16 protein-coding genes, 1 tRNA gene and 1 pseudogene are annotated in these 13,177 nt (G+C 64.7%); 10 read left to right on the forward strand and 8 right to left on the reverse strand.

The genetic code is table 11. The features are described 5' to 3' along the window. Positions 1–11 precede the first annotated feature (11 nt). The 3 genes and pseudogenes from fghA to C8N44_RS04650 all read right to left on the reverse strand — a co-directional run bounded on the left by fghA (position 12) and on the right by C8N44_RS04650 (position 2,389). Positions 12–845: an S-formylglutathione hydrolase gene (gene fghA / locus C8N44_RS04640; RefSeq protein ID WP_107975002.1), complete on the reverse strand. Its 834-nt coding sequence runs from the start codon at positions 843–845 to the stop codon at positions 12–14. Positions 846–880: 35 nt separating this feature from the next. Beyond that, positions 881–1,030, reverse strand: a pseudogene (locus tag C8N44_RS04645) (TetR/AcrR family transcriptional regulator C-terminal domain-containing protein); the annotation flags it as partial. 126 nt (positions 1,031–1,156) lie between these two features. Next, positions 1,157–2,389, reverse strand: a complete 1,233-nt coding sequence (locus tag C8N44_RS04650) for an SAM-dependent methyltransferase (protein WP_107975004.1) — start codon at positions 2,387–2,389, stop codon at positions 1,157–1,159. Positions 2,390–2,565: 176 nt separating this feature from the next. Between C8N44_RS04650 and aspS the strand changes: the two genes are divergently transcribed. Next, the gene (aspS, locus tag C8N44_RS04655; protein ID WP_107975005.1) at positions 2,566–4,338 is read left to right on the forward strand and encodes an aspartate--tRNA ligase; all 1,773 of its coding nucleotides are present in this window, start codon (positions 2,566–2,568) and stop codon (positions 4,336–4,338) included. Between the two features lie 36 nt (positions 4,339–4,374). Here the strand turns inward: aspS and C8N44_RS04660 are convergent, their stop codons facing one another. Further along, a complete protein-coding gene (locus C8N44_RS04660; protein ID WP_188758626.1) occupies positions 4,375–5,091 on the reverse strand; it encodes a response regulator transcription factor in 717 nt (238 codons plus the stop codon). 130 nt (positions 5,092–5,221) lie between these two features. On the opposite strand from C8N44_RS04660, the gene mce reads away from it, so the two are divergent. Together mce and C8N44_RS04670 are read left to right on the forward strand one after the other, a co-directional pair. After that, a complete protein-coding gene (mce, locus tag C8N44_RS04665; RefSeq protein ID WP_107975007.1) occupies positions 5,222–5,626 on the forward strand; it encodes a methylmalonyl-CoA epimerase in 405 nt (134 codons plus the stop codon). Next, a complete protein-coding gene (locus tag C8N44_RS04670; RefSeq protein ID WP_107975008.1) occupies positions 5,626–5,916 on the forward strand; it encodes a DUF1467 family protein in 291 nt (96 codons plus the stop codon). The genes mce and C8N44_RS04670 overlap by 1 nt, the downstream gene beginning before the upstream one ends. Here C8N44_RS04670 and C8N44_RS04675 read toward each other — a convergent pair. Then, positions 5,913–6,614, reverse strand: coding sequence for an EI24 domain-containing protein (locus C8N44_RS04675; RefSeq protein WP_107975009.1), 702 nt, complete (start codon positions 6,612–6,614; stop codon positions 5,913–5,915). The two genes, C8N44_RS04670 and C8N44_RS04675, sit on opposite strands and share 4 nt — an antisense overlap. Next, the gene (locus C8N44_RS04680; RefSeq protein WP_107975010.1) at positions 6,611–7,189 is read right to left on the reverse strand and encodes a nitroreductase family protein; all 579 of its coding nucleotides are present in this window, start codon (positions 7,187–7,189) and stop codon (positions 6,611–6,613) included. Before C8N44_RS04680 ends, C8N44_RS04675 begins: the two co-directional genes overlap by 4 nt. Positions 7,190–7,285: 96 nt before the next feature. On the opposite strand from C8N44_RS04680, the gene C8N44_RS04685 reads away from it, so the two are divergent. Continuing rightward, positions 7,286–7,540: a DUF167 domain-containing protein gene (locus C8N44_RS04685; RefSeq protein WP_107975011.1), complete on the forward strand. Its 255-nt coding sequence runs from the start codon at positions 7,286–7,288 to the stop codon at positions 7,538–7,540. A gap of 2 nt (positions 7,541–7,542) precedes the next feature. Here the strand turns inward: C8N44_RS04685 and C8N44_RS04690 are convergent, their stop codons facing one another. Continuing rightward, positions 7,543–7,773: a hypothetical protein gene (locus C8N44_RS04690; protein WP_107975012.1), complete on the reverse strand. Its 231-nt coding sequence runs from the start codon at positions 7,771–7,773 to the stop codon at positions 7,543–7,545. Between the two features lie 164 nt (positions 7,774–7,937). Between C8N44_RS04690 and C8N44_RS04695 the strand changes: the two genes are divergently transcribed. From C8N44_RS04695 to C8N44_RS04705, 3 genes are all read left to right on the forward strand, one after another. Beyond that, complete coding sequence (locus C8N44_RS04695; RefSeq protein WP_107975013.1) at positions 7,938–8,660, forward strand: M48 family metallopeptidase; 723 nt, start codon at positions 7,938–7,940, stop codon at positions 8,658–8,660. Between the two features lie 97 nt (positions 8,661–8,757). Continuing rightward, positions 8,758–9,009 (forward strand): DUF6455 family protein, encoded by a 252-nt coding sequence (locus C8N44_RS04700; protein ID WP_107975014.1) that lies wholly within the window; start codon positions 8,758–8,760, stop codon positions 9,007–9,009. A gap of 4 nt (positions 9,010–9,013) precedes the next feature. Next, a complete protein-coding gene (locus C8N44_RS04705) occupies positions 9,014–9,334 on the forward strand; it encodes a DUF6455 family protein (protein WP_188758628.1) in 321 nt (106 codons plus the stop codon). A gap of 51 nt (positions 9,335–9,385) precedes the next feature. Here C8N44_RS04705 and C8N44_RS04710 read toward each other — a convergent pair whose 3' ends face one another. Continuing rightward, positions 9,386–10,369: a complex I NDUFA9 subunit family protein gene (locus C8N44_RS04710; RefSeq protein WP_107975015.1), complete on the reverse strand. Its 984-nt coding sequence runs from the start codon at positions 10,367–10,369 to the stop codon at positions 9,386–9,388. 160 nt (positions 10,370–10,529) lie between these two features. On the opposite strand from C8N44_RS04710, the gene C8N44_RS04715 reads away from it, so the two are divergent. The 3 genes from C8N44_RS04715 to ligM all read left to right on the forward strand — a co-directional run bounded on the left by C8N44_RS04715 (position 10,530) and on the right by ligM (position 13,074). Beyond that, positions 10,530–10,616, forward strand: a tRNA-Leu gene (locus tag C8N44_RS04715). A 295-nt stretch (positions 10,617–10,911) separates the two neighbouring features. After that, entirely contained in the window at positions 10,912–11,637 is a 726-nt protein-coding gene (locus C8N44_RS04720) for a GntR family transcriptional regulator (RefSeq protein ID WP_107975016.1), read from the forward strand. A gap of 33 nt (positions 11,638–11,670) precedes the next feature. Further along, positions 11,671–13,074, forward strand: a complete 1,404-nt coding sequence (ligM, locus tag C8N44_RS04725) for a vanillate/3-O-methylgallate O-demethylase (RefSeq protein WP_188758630.1) — start codon at positions 11,671–11,673, stop codon at positions 13,072–13,074. Positions 13,075–13,177 lie beyond the last annotated feature (103 nt).

Genomic DNA, 13,177 nt, shown 5'->3' on the forward strand with positions numbered 1-13,177 from the left:
AAGGCCGCGGCTCAGGCGACGCCCAGCGCCTCGGCGTGGAAGCGGACATGCTCGCCCATGAAGGTCGAGATGAAGAAATAAGAGTGATCGTAGCCCGGCTGCATGCGGAAGGTGCCATGCTGACGGCGGGCGGTCATCGCCTCGGCCAGTTGCTCGGGCATGAGCAGGTCGAGGAACTGGTCATCACCACCCTGATCCACGAGAACCGGGCCATCGAAGCCGAGGTCATGCATCAGCAGCGTCGAATCGTGTTCGCGCCAGGCGGTTTCATCTTCGCCGAGGTAGGCCGAGAACTGCTTGCGGCCCCAGTCGCTGCGGGTCGGATGCGCAATCGGCGCGAAGGCCGAAACCGACTTGAACCGGCCCGGCAGGCGCATGGCCAGCGTCAGCGCGCCGTGACCGCCCATGGAATGGCCGGTGATCGACTGCCGGTCGCTGTCCACGGCGAAATTCTCGAAGAGCAGAGCGGCAAGCTCATCAGACACGTAGTCCCACATGCGGTAATGCGATGCCCAAGGGTCCTGCGTGGCGTTCACGTAAAAGCCCGCGCCCTTGCCCAGGTCAAAGGCCTCGTCATCAGCGGCCTCGGCGGCGCGCGGCGAGGTGTCGGGAAACACCAGCGCGATGCCCGCCTCGGCCGCATAGGCCTGCGCGCCGGCCTTGGTCATGGCATTTTCGTGGGTGCAGGTCAGTCCCGACAGGAACCACAGCAGCGGCACCGGCCCCCGACTGGCCTGCGGCGGCATGTAGAGGCCGAAGGTCATCTCGCCGCCGCATACCTCCGACTCGTGGGAGTAGACCCCCTGGACCCCGCCGAAGCACTTGTTTTCCGAAACCGTCTGCACGCATGACCTCCGTTTGCCTGCCCGTCGTGGGGCTGTCACGGGCCGTAACGTGCCATGAAGGTTTCGGGGGCGCCATCCGCAATCCGGTCGATTTCCGGCTGGCTGAACTCGGACTGGACACCGAGCAAAAGTCGGTGCCAGCGATCCGCCATGCAGAGCACCGCGCATTTCTCCGCTGAAAGGTCCGGATTGCCGCAGAGGGACCCGCACCTCGCGCGCGGCGGTCAGATTAACCCACCAGCGCGACCTTCAGGCCCAGTGGCCCCGAGCGACAGACCTCACCTCCAAACCGCGGGAAGCACTCGGATGGATCATTCGGCCGCGCGGAGCAACTCTGCCTGATCCGGTTGGTACATGTAGTCGCGCGTTGCCGGCACCGCGTGCTGACGGTGTGTCAGCTGGTACTGGAAAACGGCCTGATGCTGCTCTTCGAAGGCCATCTCGCAGGCGATCAGATAGAAGCGCCACATGCGGACGAACCGCTCGTCATACATCTCTCGCACCTTGTCGAGGTTGGCTTCAAACCTTTGGTGCCAGTGGTGGATGGTCGGACCGTAATGGCCGCGCAGGATCTCCATGTCCGTTGTCCAGAGCCCGGAACGCTCCAGCACCGGGGCCACGTCGGACATCGACGGCACGTAGCCGCCTGGGAAGATGTACTTGGCAATCCAGGGACTGGTCGCACCCGGAGGGGCCACGCGCCCGATCGTGTGGATCAGCGCGACACCGTCTTCCTTCAACAGATCGCCCACCTTGTCGAAGTACTCGGCGAAATGCGGAAGGCCGACGTGCTCGAACATGCCGACCGACACGATCCGGTCAAAGCTGTCGCTCAGGTCGCGATAGTCGATCAGCCGGAACTCCACCTTGTCGGAGAGCCCCTCGGCTTCGGCGCGCTCGCGCGCCGTCTTCAGCTGGTTCTCGGAAAGCGTCACGCCCACGACTCGTGCGCCGTAGTCCCGCGCCAGTGTCAGCGCCATGCCGCCCCAGCCGCACCCGATATCGAGAATACGCATCCCCGGTTCGATCATCAGCTTGTGCGCGATATGGCGCTTCTTCGCCTCCTGCGCCTCTTCCAGCGTCATATCCGGGCGCGCGAAGTAGGCGCAGCTGTACTGCATGTCGGCATCGAGGAAGAGTCGGTAGAGGTCGTCCGAGATGTCGTAGTGATGCGCCACGTTGTTGCGCGACTTGCGCGGATCGTTGTGCTGCATGAACCGGCGTACGGCGTCGCGGTAACGCCCGTACGCCTTGAGCCCGGCCGGAAGCCCGCCCCCCTTCTGCTGGTTTCGCACCAGCAGGGTCAGCAGGTCGTACATCTCGTCGGTCTCGATATCGATCGAACCGTCCATGTACCCTTCGCCAATCGCGAGAACGGGATTCAGGCACAGCGGGCGCAGGATCTCTTCCCGGGTCAGGCGGATCGAGGAGCTGATGCCCCCGCCAGGGCCGTAGGTCCGCGTTTCGCCATCAGGCCATTCAACTTTCAGCTCACCCCACGTCAAAAGACGTCGAAGCATACGGTCCAACGCTGTTTTCCACATCGTGTCCCACCTTCGTAACTAATCTCAACCAAAAGCGCTAAACGCGCCAGATCGTTAAAAGTTACCAAAGAATTTTTGGTTCTGGCAAATCCATGTCCCGCTTCCCTTGACTTCCGGCCCCCTTGGCGGTGTATCGGCGCCAAATATCCGCGCACTTCCTGAAAGGTTCGACCCCTATGCACGCCTATCGCAGCCATACATGCGCCGACCTGACCATGGATAACGTGGGCGATACCGTTCGCCTGTCCGGCTGGGTCCACCGCATCCGCGACCACGGCGGCGTCCTCTTCGTCGACCTGCGCGACCACTACGGCATGACGCAGGTGCTCTGCGATCCCGACAGCCCGGTCTTTTCCCAGGTCGAACGCCTGCGCAGCGAATGGTGCGTGCGCATCGACGGCGTGGTGAAGGCGCGTGCGGAAAGCCTCGTGAACCCCAAGCTGCCCACCGGCGAGATCGAGGTCTACATCCGTGACGTCGAGGTGCTCGGTGCCGCCGAGGAACTGCCGCTGATGGTCTTCGGCGATCAGGAATACCCCGAGGAAACCCGCCTGCGCTATCGCTATCTCGACCTGCGCCGCGAGGCGATGCAGCGCAACATGATGCTGCGCTCGGACGTGGTGTCCTCGATCCGGCGGCGCATGTGGGACAGCGGTTTCCGCGAATACCAGACGCCGATCATCACCGCGTCCTCCCCCGAGGGCGCGCGCGACTTCCTCGTGCCGTCGCGCCTGCACCCGGGCAAGTTCTACGCGCTGCCGCAGGCGCCGCAGCAGTTCAAGCAGCTGATCATGGTCTCGGGCTTCGACAAGTACTTCCAGATCGCGCCCTGCTTCCGCGACGAGGACCCGCGCGCCGACCGCTCGCCCACCGATTTCTACCAGCTCGACATGGAGATGTCCTTCGTCGAGCAGGACGACATCTTCGCGACGATGCAGCCGGTCATCCAGGGCGTCTTCGAGGAATTCGGCGACGGCAGTGTCGACACCGAGTGGCCGCAGATCCCCTATGCCGAGTCGCTGCTGAAATACGGCACCGACAAGCCCGACCTGCGCAACCCGATCGAGATGCAGGACGTGTCCGAGCATTTCCGCGGTTCAGGTTTTGCCATCTTCGCCAAGCTGCTCGAGCAGGACGGCACCCAGATCCGCGCGATCCCCGCGCCCAAGGGCGGCTCGCGCAAGTTCTGCGACCGCATGAACTCCTTCGCGCAGAAGGAAGGCCTGCCCGGCATGGGCTACATCTTCTGGCGCGACAAGGACGGCGAGACAGAGGCCGCCGGCCCGCTGGCCAAGAACATCGGCCCCGAGCGGACCGAGGCGATCCGCCAGCAGCTGGGTCTCGGCGTCGGCGACGCGGCCTTCTTCCTCGGCGGCAAGCCCGCGAGCTTCGAACGCGTGGCCTCCAAGGCGCGCGACGTGATCGGCGAGGAATGCGGCCTGACCGACATGGACCGCTACGCCTTTGCCTGGATCGTCGACTTCCCGATGTACGAGGCGGACGAGGAAAGCGGCGCGGTGGACTTCAGCCACAACCCCTTCTCCATGCCGCAGGGCGGGAAGGACGCGCTCGACGGCGATCCGCTGAGCGTGAAAGGCTACCAGTACGACCTCGCCTGCAACGGCTACGAGATCCTCTCGGGCGCCATCCGGAACCATCGCCCCGACATCATGTTCAAGGCCTTCGAGCTTGCCGGCTACGGTGAAGACGAGGTGCGCAAGCGCTTCGGCGGCATGGTCAACGCCTTCCGCTTCGGCGCCCCGCCGCACGGCGGATGCGCGGCCGGCATCGACCGCATCGTCATGATCCTGGCGGACACGGCGAACATCCGCGAAGTCATCATGTTCCCGATGAACCAGCGGGCCGAGGACCTGATGATGAACGCGCCGTCGGAGCCGACCAGCGATCAGCTCATGGAGCTTGGCCTGCGCGTCATCCCGCAGGAATAAAGCCAAGGCCCGCCGGCAACGGCGGGCCTTTTTCGTTCAGATCGCGATCCGGTCGGACACCCGATCCTGAACCAACGTGGAAAGCCGCGCCATGGCGGCGGCATGTGGTGTGCCTTCCTCATGGACGCTGGCAAGGTCCGCGGCGGCATCCTCGAGGACATGATCGCCCGCACTGCGCGCCACCCCGCCCAGGAACTGCGTTACGTAGCGGATCGCCCCGGGCTCCATCCGGTCGCGCAGGAGCTCGGCCGCGTGGGCCATGTCGTCGCGATAGGAGATCGGGTCCGGGCAGATCGGTTCGGCGCTGATCGTGCGCGGCCCGCTCGGGCGCATCTCGGGCGGCAGCTTTTCGATGACAGCAGCCTGGAAGGCCGGAAGCGAGGTCATCGGCTTGGCCAGGAACCCGTCCGCGCCAGCGGCCAGCGCCACGTCTTCGGCAAAGCTGTCGCCGCTCGTAGCCAGGATCACGCCGATGCGCGGCACGGAGCGACAGAGCTCGGCGATCAGGTCCGCGCCCGACCCATCCGGCAGCCCCAGATCCACGATGATCACGCTGGGGCGGTAGACCTGAAGATGGCGCCGGGCCGAGGCAAGGCAATCCGCGCGCCGGATCCGAGCCCCCGAGCGGAGGCACATCAGACGCATCGCGTCACAGGCATAGCGGCTGTCTTCGACAACCAGGACCGTCAGGCCCAGAAGCGGGCGCCGACTGTTCGGTCGAGGCATCGAACCGAGTCGTGTTTCGTCGTCCATCATCCCCTCCGTCAGCAGACCCGGGAAGACTGCCCCGTCAACGCTAACAAGCGGTTAATGGCCGCACCGCACTTGTGAGAGCGTCTTGGAGACACCATAACCTGCCCAGACTTTGCCCGGAGAGAGACACATGATCGGTCGCCTGAATCACGTCGCCATCGCCGTTCCGGACCTCGAAGCAGCCTCGGCCATGTACCGCGACACGCTGGGCGCCAAGGTCGCTGCGCCGCAGGATGAACCCGACCACGGCGTCACGGTCGTCTTCATCGAGCTGCCAAACACCAAGATCGAGCTCTTGTACCCCTTGGGCGAAAGCTCCCCCATCGCGGGCTTTCTCGAGAAGAACCCCTCGGGCGGCATCCACCACGTCTGCTACGAGGTGGAAGACATCCTCGCCGCCCGTGACCGCCTCAAGGACCAGGGCGCGCGGGTCCTTGGCGACGGCGAGCCGAAGATCGGCGCGCACGGCAAGCCGGTCCTCTTCCTACATCCCAAGGATTTCCAGGGCACACTGGTCGAACTGGAGCAGGTCTGATGAGTATCACTTCCGCAATCGTTCTCTTCGCGATGATCTGGTTCCTCGCCTTCCTCACCATCATCCCGATCCGCCTCAAGACGCAGGGCGACGTCGGCACCGTGGTGGAGGGCACGCATTCCTCCAGTCCCGAGGTGCACAACCTCAAGAAAAAGGCCTGGATCACCACGGGCGTGACCATCGTCGTCTGGGGGCTGATCGCCGGAACCATCCTGTCGGGCGTCATCTCGGTGCGCGACATCGATTCGTGGATGTTCCAGCGTATGGGACCGCCGGGATCGACCTACTAGGCCCGCCCCCGCCGGTCCTCGAGCATATGGAAGAGATGCGTGAAGGTTGCCGCGCCGAGGATCGGCACCAGAAGGTTCAGGATCGGCACGGATAGCGGCAGCGCCATGACCACTCCGGCCACCCAGATGGTCGGCATGTGCCGCCGTCGCCGCTGCCTGGCGCCGTCCCGGCCGACGCGACGCATGGCCGCCAGCGTGTAGTATTCCCGCCCCAGCAGAAAGCCGTTCAGCCCCCAGAAGATGAAGGGCGCGAAGGGCGCGAACATAAGGTAGAGCACCAGCGCCACGGCGTTGGCCGCGATCAGGACCCCGAGGAAACCCACGGAATCTCTCACCGCCTCGGCGAAGGGGATAGACGGCGCCTTGGGCAGCGCCGGGTAGTGCACCTCCTCGACCGCATCCGCCACCTCTTCGAGAAAGATCGAGGTGAAGGCCGAGGCGACCGGCACCATCAGAAAGACCGACAGCAGCAGCATGAGCGGGATTGCCCCCCAGCTCAGCGCATTGTCGATCCAGGTGACCGTGCCGACCCAGGGCAGCGTCACGGAATCGCCCACCCACCAGCCGACAAGCCAGACGAAGGCAAGGTAGACCGCGACGAAGGTCGCCACGGTCAGCCCGAGCCCCAGGAGCAGCACCTTGCGGAACCTCGGATCGCCGATCTGGCCCAGGGCGCGCAGGACGGCCTTGGGAATCATGCCTCGACCCAGGTGACGATCTGTTCGAGATCGGGACGCGGACGATCCGGAGGCGCCACACTCTCGGTGCCGATATGGATGAACCCGGCAACTTGCTCGTCCTGCGAAAGACCCAGTTCGCGCTCTACCAGCGGCCTGTCAAACGCCCCGTAGCCTGTCAGCCAGTTAGCACCCCATCCGGCCGCCAGCGCGGCGTTGAGCAGTGCAAGACAGACGGCGCCCGCCGAATAGGTCTGCTCGATGGCAGGAATCTTCTCGCTTTCCTTGGGGCTTTCGACCACCACGACGCAAAGCGGGCTGTCCGCAAAGGCCCGACGGGCCTTCTCGATATCCGACTCTCCCTTGCCGATCTCCGCGCCCCGCGCGGCGACCGCACCGGCGACACGCTGCAGCGCATCCCCCTGCAGCACCACGAACCGCCAGGGCTCCAGCTTGCCATGGTCGGGGCTGCGCGCAGCTGCCGTGAGAAGCGGCAACAGGGCCTCGCGATCCGGCGCGGGGCCGGTGAGCGTCTTGGCCGGGCGCGAACGGCGGATCAGCAGGAAATCGAGGGCGGCATCGTTGCGGGGCGGCATGGGCAATCCTTCTTTGTCCAGACCTGTATCTCTGCGCTTGGGGCGACGGTTTCAAGCAACCTTGCCGCCCCTGGGGCGCAATGCTAGCCGCCCAGCATGAAAGGAAGCCTTGCCGACCTCGCCCAACCCGGCGCCACGCTGTCCTGCCGCGTGACACCGCGCGCCTCGCGCGATGCGATCGACCGTGGCCCCGACGGCCTCAGGATCCATGTCACCGCAGTTCCCGAGAATAGCAAAGCCAATGCCGCGGTTATCAAGATACTGGCGAAGGCGCTTGGCATTCCGAAGTCGCGGCTGACGCTCGTGCGCGGAGAAACCGGCCGGGACAAGGTCTTCCGGATCGAACCCTGAGGCTATTTCTTGCGCCGGTAGACACCCTCGGGAAGATTGATCGCCGCCGCAAGGTCCTTCATCTGCGTCTGCGAGAGCGTGATGCGCACCGTTTGGTCGGTCCGCGGGTCGTATTGCTCGACGGTGACGCACTCCTCGAAGGACGACACGATGACATCCTCCTGAAGGGGGACTTCGCCCTCGTCGACAAGGGTCACAACCGTCGCGTCGAAATCGTGCTCGATACTGAACATGAGATCAGCGTAGCGGTCCCCCGGCCGGGTGCAATCCGAAATCGGGGCTTTGGGCGTCGCACAGTGTGACCGCCATGCCAGCACACCGCCAAGTGACAGAGCGCCCCTTCCTGTGCAGGCCTTCGATGCCTATCCTATGGCGAATCTCAATCTCCGGAGATCCAATGCACCGCTTCCTGATCGCCGCATTCCTGATGCTCACCGCCTGCGGGACAGTGACCGTCTCCACGGCCACGCCGCGGGGGCCATCACCCTCTCCGCAAAGACCCGCGCAGGAACAACCCGTCGCCTCAGCGGCCGCCCGGCAGTTCGTCGAGGTGGTCCAGACGGTCGAACCCGTCGCGGAAGCCGCCTGCCGCCGCGCAGCAAGCCAGGACAACTGCGATTTCCTGATCGTTGCCGACGACCGTCCCGGCCAGCCTGCGAACGCGTTCCAGACCGTGGATTCGCGCGGCCGGCCGATCCTGGCGTTCAACCTTGCGCTGATCTCTTCGGTCGAGAACCCCGACGAGCTTGCCTTCGTCATGGGCCACGAGGCATCCCACCACATCCTCGCGCACATCAACCGCATGCAGGACAGCGCCTCTGTCGGAGCGGTCATCTTCTCGGGCATCGCTGCGGTCACCGGGGCCAATGCCGATGCGGTCCGCACTGCGGAGTCTCTCGGGGCTCAAGTGGGCGCGCGGACCTTCTCCAAGGACTTCGAGCTCGAAGCCGACAGGCTCGGCACGATCATCACCGCTCGGGCCGGCTACGACCCCGTCCGCGGCGCGCTCTTCTTCAACCGCATCCCCGATCCGGGCAACCGCTTCCTCGGCACGCACCCGCCCAACAGTCAGCGCATGGACGTGGTTCGCCGCACCGTGGCCGAGATGGGAGGCCGCTGAGCAGCAACCCTGCGTTGACCTGAGTCAAGGCGCGCCGTCTGTCATTCTGAGACACTCCCCCCACTTGGTGGAAACCTGACAGGGAAGGGAGGGTCTCATGGATACCCGCTACAAGCGCCACGCAGGTCTCGTGGACAGGATGGCCAACGCCCGGGGCATCGATCTCGAAGAAGAGATGCTCCGCGGTCGGCTCGGCTTCATGCAGCTGGAAGATGCGGTACTGAAGTGCACGGGCTGCACCGCACCCTGCGCCTGCGAGAGATGGCTCGAGGATCTTTCCGGCCCGGCCACCGAGCCCCCTGCCTTCTGTCGCAACGACGATCTGTTCCGTAGTCTTCAGCGGGATTGAGACGATGATCCGCGACCATGCCTATCAAAACCCCTACGCGCCACTCGGCTCCGAACGGCAGCACTACTGGATGGCGCTGAGGATGGCCAAGGCGACGGGCACGGATCTCGCCGCCGCGCTTGCGACCGGCCGGCTCACACAGGACGACTGGGCCTCCATCGTGACGCGGTGCCGGGGCTGCCCCTGGACCGAAGGCTGCGCCCGCTGGCTCCAGCGTCCCATTGACAGCATTCGGGATCTGCCCGAGGGCTGCAGGAACGCTGAGCTGTTCGAAGATCTACGCGATGCTCCGAAGACCCGGGCCGCGGCACACCGGTCGGTCTGATCCCGCTCTTGGGGAAACGCAGCGCCGGTTTCGGCGCTGCTTTCGATTCGATCAGTCCGCCCGAAGGTTCTCGGCCGATTCCTTGATCGCGTCGTATTGCCCGGAAGGACGGAACCGCCAGAGATAGTCCGGCAGGACAGCCTCATGCGCGGTCGGTGCGATCCCGAGATCCTCGAAGGTCATCACGTCGCCGGAAACCACGTTGTCATGGCGCAGGTTGCGCACCTGGTCGGCGCTCAGCGGTGGGGTGATCAGGCCAAAGCTCGCCGACTGAAGCAAATCGAACGCACGGCCCATGAGCCCGGCGATGCCGAAGGGGATGTTCACCACGGCCCGCCGCCTGCGGATGATGTGAAGCATGTCTTTCATCAGCTCGCGGAAGGTCTTCACCTCTGGCCCGCCAAGCTCGTAGATCCCCGGCTTCGCCTGGCCGAGCACGGCTGTGACTGCAGCACGCGCCACATCGTCGGCGTAGACAGGCTGGAACTTCGTGTTCGCGCCGACCACCGGCAGCACGGGTCCCATCCGGGTCATTCCGGCAAAACGATTGAAGAACTCATCCTCGGCGCCGTAGACGACGGAGGGCCGCAGGATCACGGCGTTCGGGAAGTTCTCTAGGATCGATGCCTCGCCCTGCCCCTTGGTGCGGGCGTACTCGCTGTCGCTTTCCGCGTCGGCACCGATCGCGGACAATTGCACGAGCTGCTCGATCCCTTCCTCGGCGGCGATGCGGGCGACGCGCTCGGCGCCCTGGGCCTGGACGGAATCGAAAGTATTGCGGCCGGCTTCCACGAGAACGCCGACACAGTTCACGACAGCGTCGGCCCCGTGCAGCACGGCTCGAACGCTGTCATCGTCGCGGATGTTGCAGGTGACCGGCTCGACCTGCCCGACCACGCCGTAGGGGCGCACGAAGATCGCCTCGTTCGGCCGCCGTACCGCGACACGGATGCGCCAGCCCTCACGGGCCATGCGGCGGGTGATGTAGCGGCCGATGAAGCCGGAGCCCCCAATGATCGTCACCAGTTTGGACATGGCTGTCTCTCCGGGAATGCGTGTTTCACCCGTGACTATAAGGCGTTGAGCCACCGGGCAAGAGGCCCGATTGCCGCGCGCTCCGTGCAGGGGCAGATAGCGCGAAAAAGGTCATTGACACTCCCCTGACCCATCACTAAACGGCTGCCTCACACCACCGGCCCAGGTGGCGGAATTGGTAGACGCGCTGGTTTCAGGTACCAGTGACTTAACGGTCGTGGAGGTTCGAGTCCTCTCCTGGGCACCAACTCTTTCCCTACATCATCGGATCTCTGATCGGGTCGCACCCGCCCCGGGACACCTGCGTTCGTCGATCAGACGAAGCGCGCTGCCCGTGGGCGGTGCGCGGTTTTCGCGTGTCCGCAGTTCTGGTGGCCCGAAGCCAGTCGAGACACGCTCGGCGCATTCCGTATACAGTATAGCGTAATTCGGCTCCGAAACCGCCCCCATAACCGCCCCCATAGACGTGATCGAAAAGGATTTGACCGAAAACTGTATACAGAATAGCGTCGAATCGTGATGCGCTTCTGGGAGGAGGGTGCATGGATCGTCAGGAGAGAAATGCACAGTTCGCGCGCGCACTTATCGAGTTGCGCTCGATGGTGCTGGGCGCGGCCTTCGGTGCCGGCGAGCGTCTCCCCGAGACCGCGCTGGCCGAACGTCTGTCCCTGTCGCGCACCCCGCTTCGTCAGGCGATGGACCGCCTCGTGGACGAAGGCTTGCTGGAACGGGTAGAAACCGGCGGCTGCCGCGTCGCCCAGTTCAAGCTTTCCGACATCAAGGACGCGATAGAGCTTCGCGGCGTGCTTGAAGGCACTGCCGCCCGTCTCGCTGCCGAGCGCGGCATGGTGCCCGCGCTTGCCACGCGGCTGGACGAGGTCCTTTCCGAACTCGACACGGCCGTTGCCGGCACGCTCGACTTCCGCAGCTACCAGAAATTCAACGCCGAGTTTCATGACCTGCTCGGTCGCCTCGCCGGCTCCACGATCCTCGCCAAGGAACTGGAACGCGCCGGGCGCCTGCCCGCGGCCTCGCCCTCGTCCTTCCTGCAGGGGCAGGAGATGATTCCGGATTTCCGCGAAAGCCTGACGCGCGCGCAGCAGCAGCACCGCGCTATGGCCGACGCGATCCGCGCCCGTGAAGGCGCCCGCGCCGAGGCGCTGGCCCGCGAACACGCCCGTTTGGCGCGCGCCAACCTCGAATACGTGATGCGAAAGGAACCCGCGCTCGCCGAGCGCGTGCCGGGCCTCTCGCTGATCGCAGACTGACCCCTGTCAAAAGACACCAAGGAGGAGATCCGAATGCCTAGCCTTAACGACGTCATGAAGGACTGGAAGAACCCGGTCGAAATGCTGCGCAACTCGCGCGCCGGGATGTATGTCTACCCCGTCGTGACGCCCGAATTCGAGAACTGGCGCAACGAACAGGCCGCCTGGCGCAATGGCGCCGTGCTCTTCGACCAGAGCCACCACATGGACGAGCTTATCGTCGAGGGCCCGCAGGCCACCGAATTCCTCGCCTACCACGGCATCAACGGTTTCGGGAACTTCGACCTGAACCGCGCCAAGCACTACGTGCCCGTCACGCCCAACGGCCATGTCATCGGCGACCACATCATCTTCCGCGAGCGCGAAGACAAGTACGTCCTCGTTGGCCGCGCGCCGACCTCGAACTGGCTGATGTTCTGCGCCGCCTACGGCAACTGGAACGTGCGCATCAAGTACGACCCCCGGTCGCCGTCGCGCCCCGAGGGCGAACGCGTGTTGCGCACCCATTACCGCTACCAGATCCAGGGCCCGCTTGCGCCCGCCATCTTCGAAAAGATGAACGGCGGCCCGGTTCCGGACATCAAGTTCTTCCACGTCGACTGGATCAACGTCGGCAACAAGAAGGTGCAGGCCCTGCGCCACGGCATGTCCGGCGCGCCCGGGCTCGAGATCTGGGGCCCCTACGAAGACAAGAGCTACATCCTCAACACCATCCTCGAAGCCGCCAAGGACGCGGGCGTCGATATCGTGCGCTGCGGCAGCCGCGCCTACTCGACCAACACGCTGGAATCCGGCTGGATCCCCTCGCCGCTGCCCGGCATCTACACCGGTGACGGCATGCTCGCGGAATACCGCGAATGGCTCGGCTCAGACATGTACGAGGCTGCAGGTGCCATCGGCGGCAGCTTCGTCTCGGACAACATCGAGGACTACTACGTCAATCCGTTCGAGCTGGGCTACGGCTTCTACATCGGCTGGAAGAAGGACGACTTCATCGGCAAGGAAGCCCTGACCAAGATGAAGGACGCCCCCACCAACCGCAAGAAGGTCACCTTCGAGTGGAACAAGGAGGACGTGCTCAAGGTCATCTCCTCGGCCTTCGAGGAAGGCACCCCCTACAAGTGGATCGACTTCCCGCAGCCGAACTACGCAAGCTCCAGCGCGGACATGGTGATGCACGGCGACAAGATGGTCGGCATGTCCATGTTCAACGGCTACAGCTGGAACGAGCGCTGCCTGCTCAGCCTCGGCGTGGTCGACTCCAGCGTCGAGGTCGGAGATGTCCTGACGATGAAATGGGGCGAGCCCGACGACACCGCCAAGACCTCGGCAGAGCCGCACAAGCAGGCCGAGATCCGCGTGCGCGTGTCGCCCACGCCCTACTCCAGCGAAGCACGCGAGAACTACGCCGACAGCTGGCGCACCAAGGCGGCGTGATCCTGTCGCGATAAGTTTAACTGCCGTGTCACGATAAGAATAATTACATGGCATCGGGCCCCAAAGCCCGTCACAAAGAACCCCGGCGGCGGCCAGGCGGCCG

Origin of the sequence: Allosediminivita pacifica, assembly GCF_003054175.1 — a bacterium.
GTDB lineage: Bacteria > Pseudomonadota > Alphaproteobacteria > Rhodobacterales > Rhodobacteraceae > Allosediminivita > Allosediminivita pacifica.

Bases quoted from the DNA above. Each gene is read 5' to 3' on its own strand.
- C8N44_RS04650 (WP_107975004.1), bottom strand. From the start codon at position 2,389: ATGTGGAAAACAGCGTTGGACCGTATGCTTCGACGTCTTTTGACGTGG.
- aspS (WP_107975005.1), top strand. From the start codon at position 2,566: ATGCACGCCTATCGCAGCCATACATGCGCCGACCTGACCATGGATAAC.
- C8N44_RS04660 (WP_188758626.1), bottom strand. From the start codon at position 5,091: ATGGACGACGAAACACGACTCGGTTCGATGCCTCGACCGAACAGTCGG.
- mce (WP_107975007.1), top strand. From the start codon at position 5,222: ATGATCGGTCGCCTGAATCACGTCGCCATCGCCGTTCCGGACCTCGAA.
- C8N44_RS04670 (WP_107975008.1), top strand. From the start codon at position 5,626: ATGAGTATCACTTCCGCAATCGTTCTCTTCGCGATGATCTGGTTCCTC.
- C8N44_RS04675 (WP_107975009.1), bottom strand. From the start codon at position 6,614: ATGATTCCCAAGGCCGTCCTGCGCGCCCTGGGCCAGATCGGCGATCCG.
- C8N44_RS04680 (WP_107975010.1), bottom strand. From the start codon at position 7,189: ATGCCGCCCCGCAACGATGCCGCCCTCGATTTCCTGCTGATCCGCCGT.
- C8N44_RS04685 (WP_107975011.1), top strand. From the start codon at position 7,286: ATGAAAGGAAGCCTTGCCGACCTCGCCCAACCCGGCGCCACGCTGTCC.
- C8N44_RS04690 (WP_107975012.1), bottom strand. From the start codon at position 7,773: ATGTTCAGTATCGAGCACGATTTCGACGCGACGGTTGTGACCCTTGTC.
- C8N44_RS04695 (WP_107975013.1), top strand. From the start codon at position 7,938: ATGCACCGCTTCCTGATCGCCGCATTCCTGATGCTCACCGCCTGCGGG.
- C8N44_RS04700 (WP_107975014.1), top strand. From the start codon at position 8,758: ATGGATACCCGCTACAAGCGCCACGCAGGTCTCGTGGACAGGATGGCC.
- C8N44_RS04705 (WP_188758628.1), top strand. From the start codon at position 9,014: ATGATCCGCGACCATGCCTATCAAAACCCCTACGCGCCACTCGGCTCC.
- C8N44_RS04710 (WP_107975015.1), bottom strand. From the start codon at position 10,369: ATGTCCAAACTGGTGACGATCATTGGGGGCTCCGGCTTCATCGGCCGC.
- C8N44_RS04720 (WP_107975016.1), top strand. From the start codon at position 10,912: ATGGATCGTCAGGAGAGAAATGCACAGTTCGCGCGCGCACTTATCGAG.
- ligM (WP_188758630.1), top strand. From the start codon at position 11,671: ATGCCTAGCCTTAACGACGTCATGAAGGACTGGAAGAACCCGGTCGAA.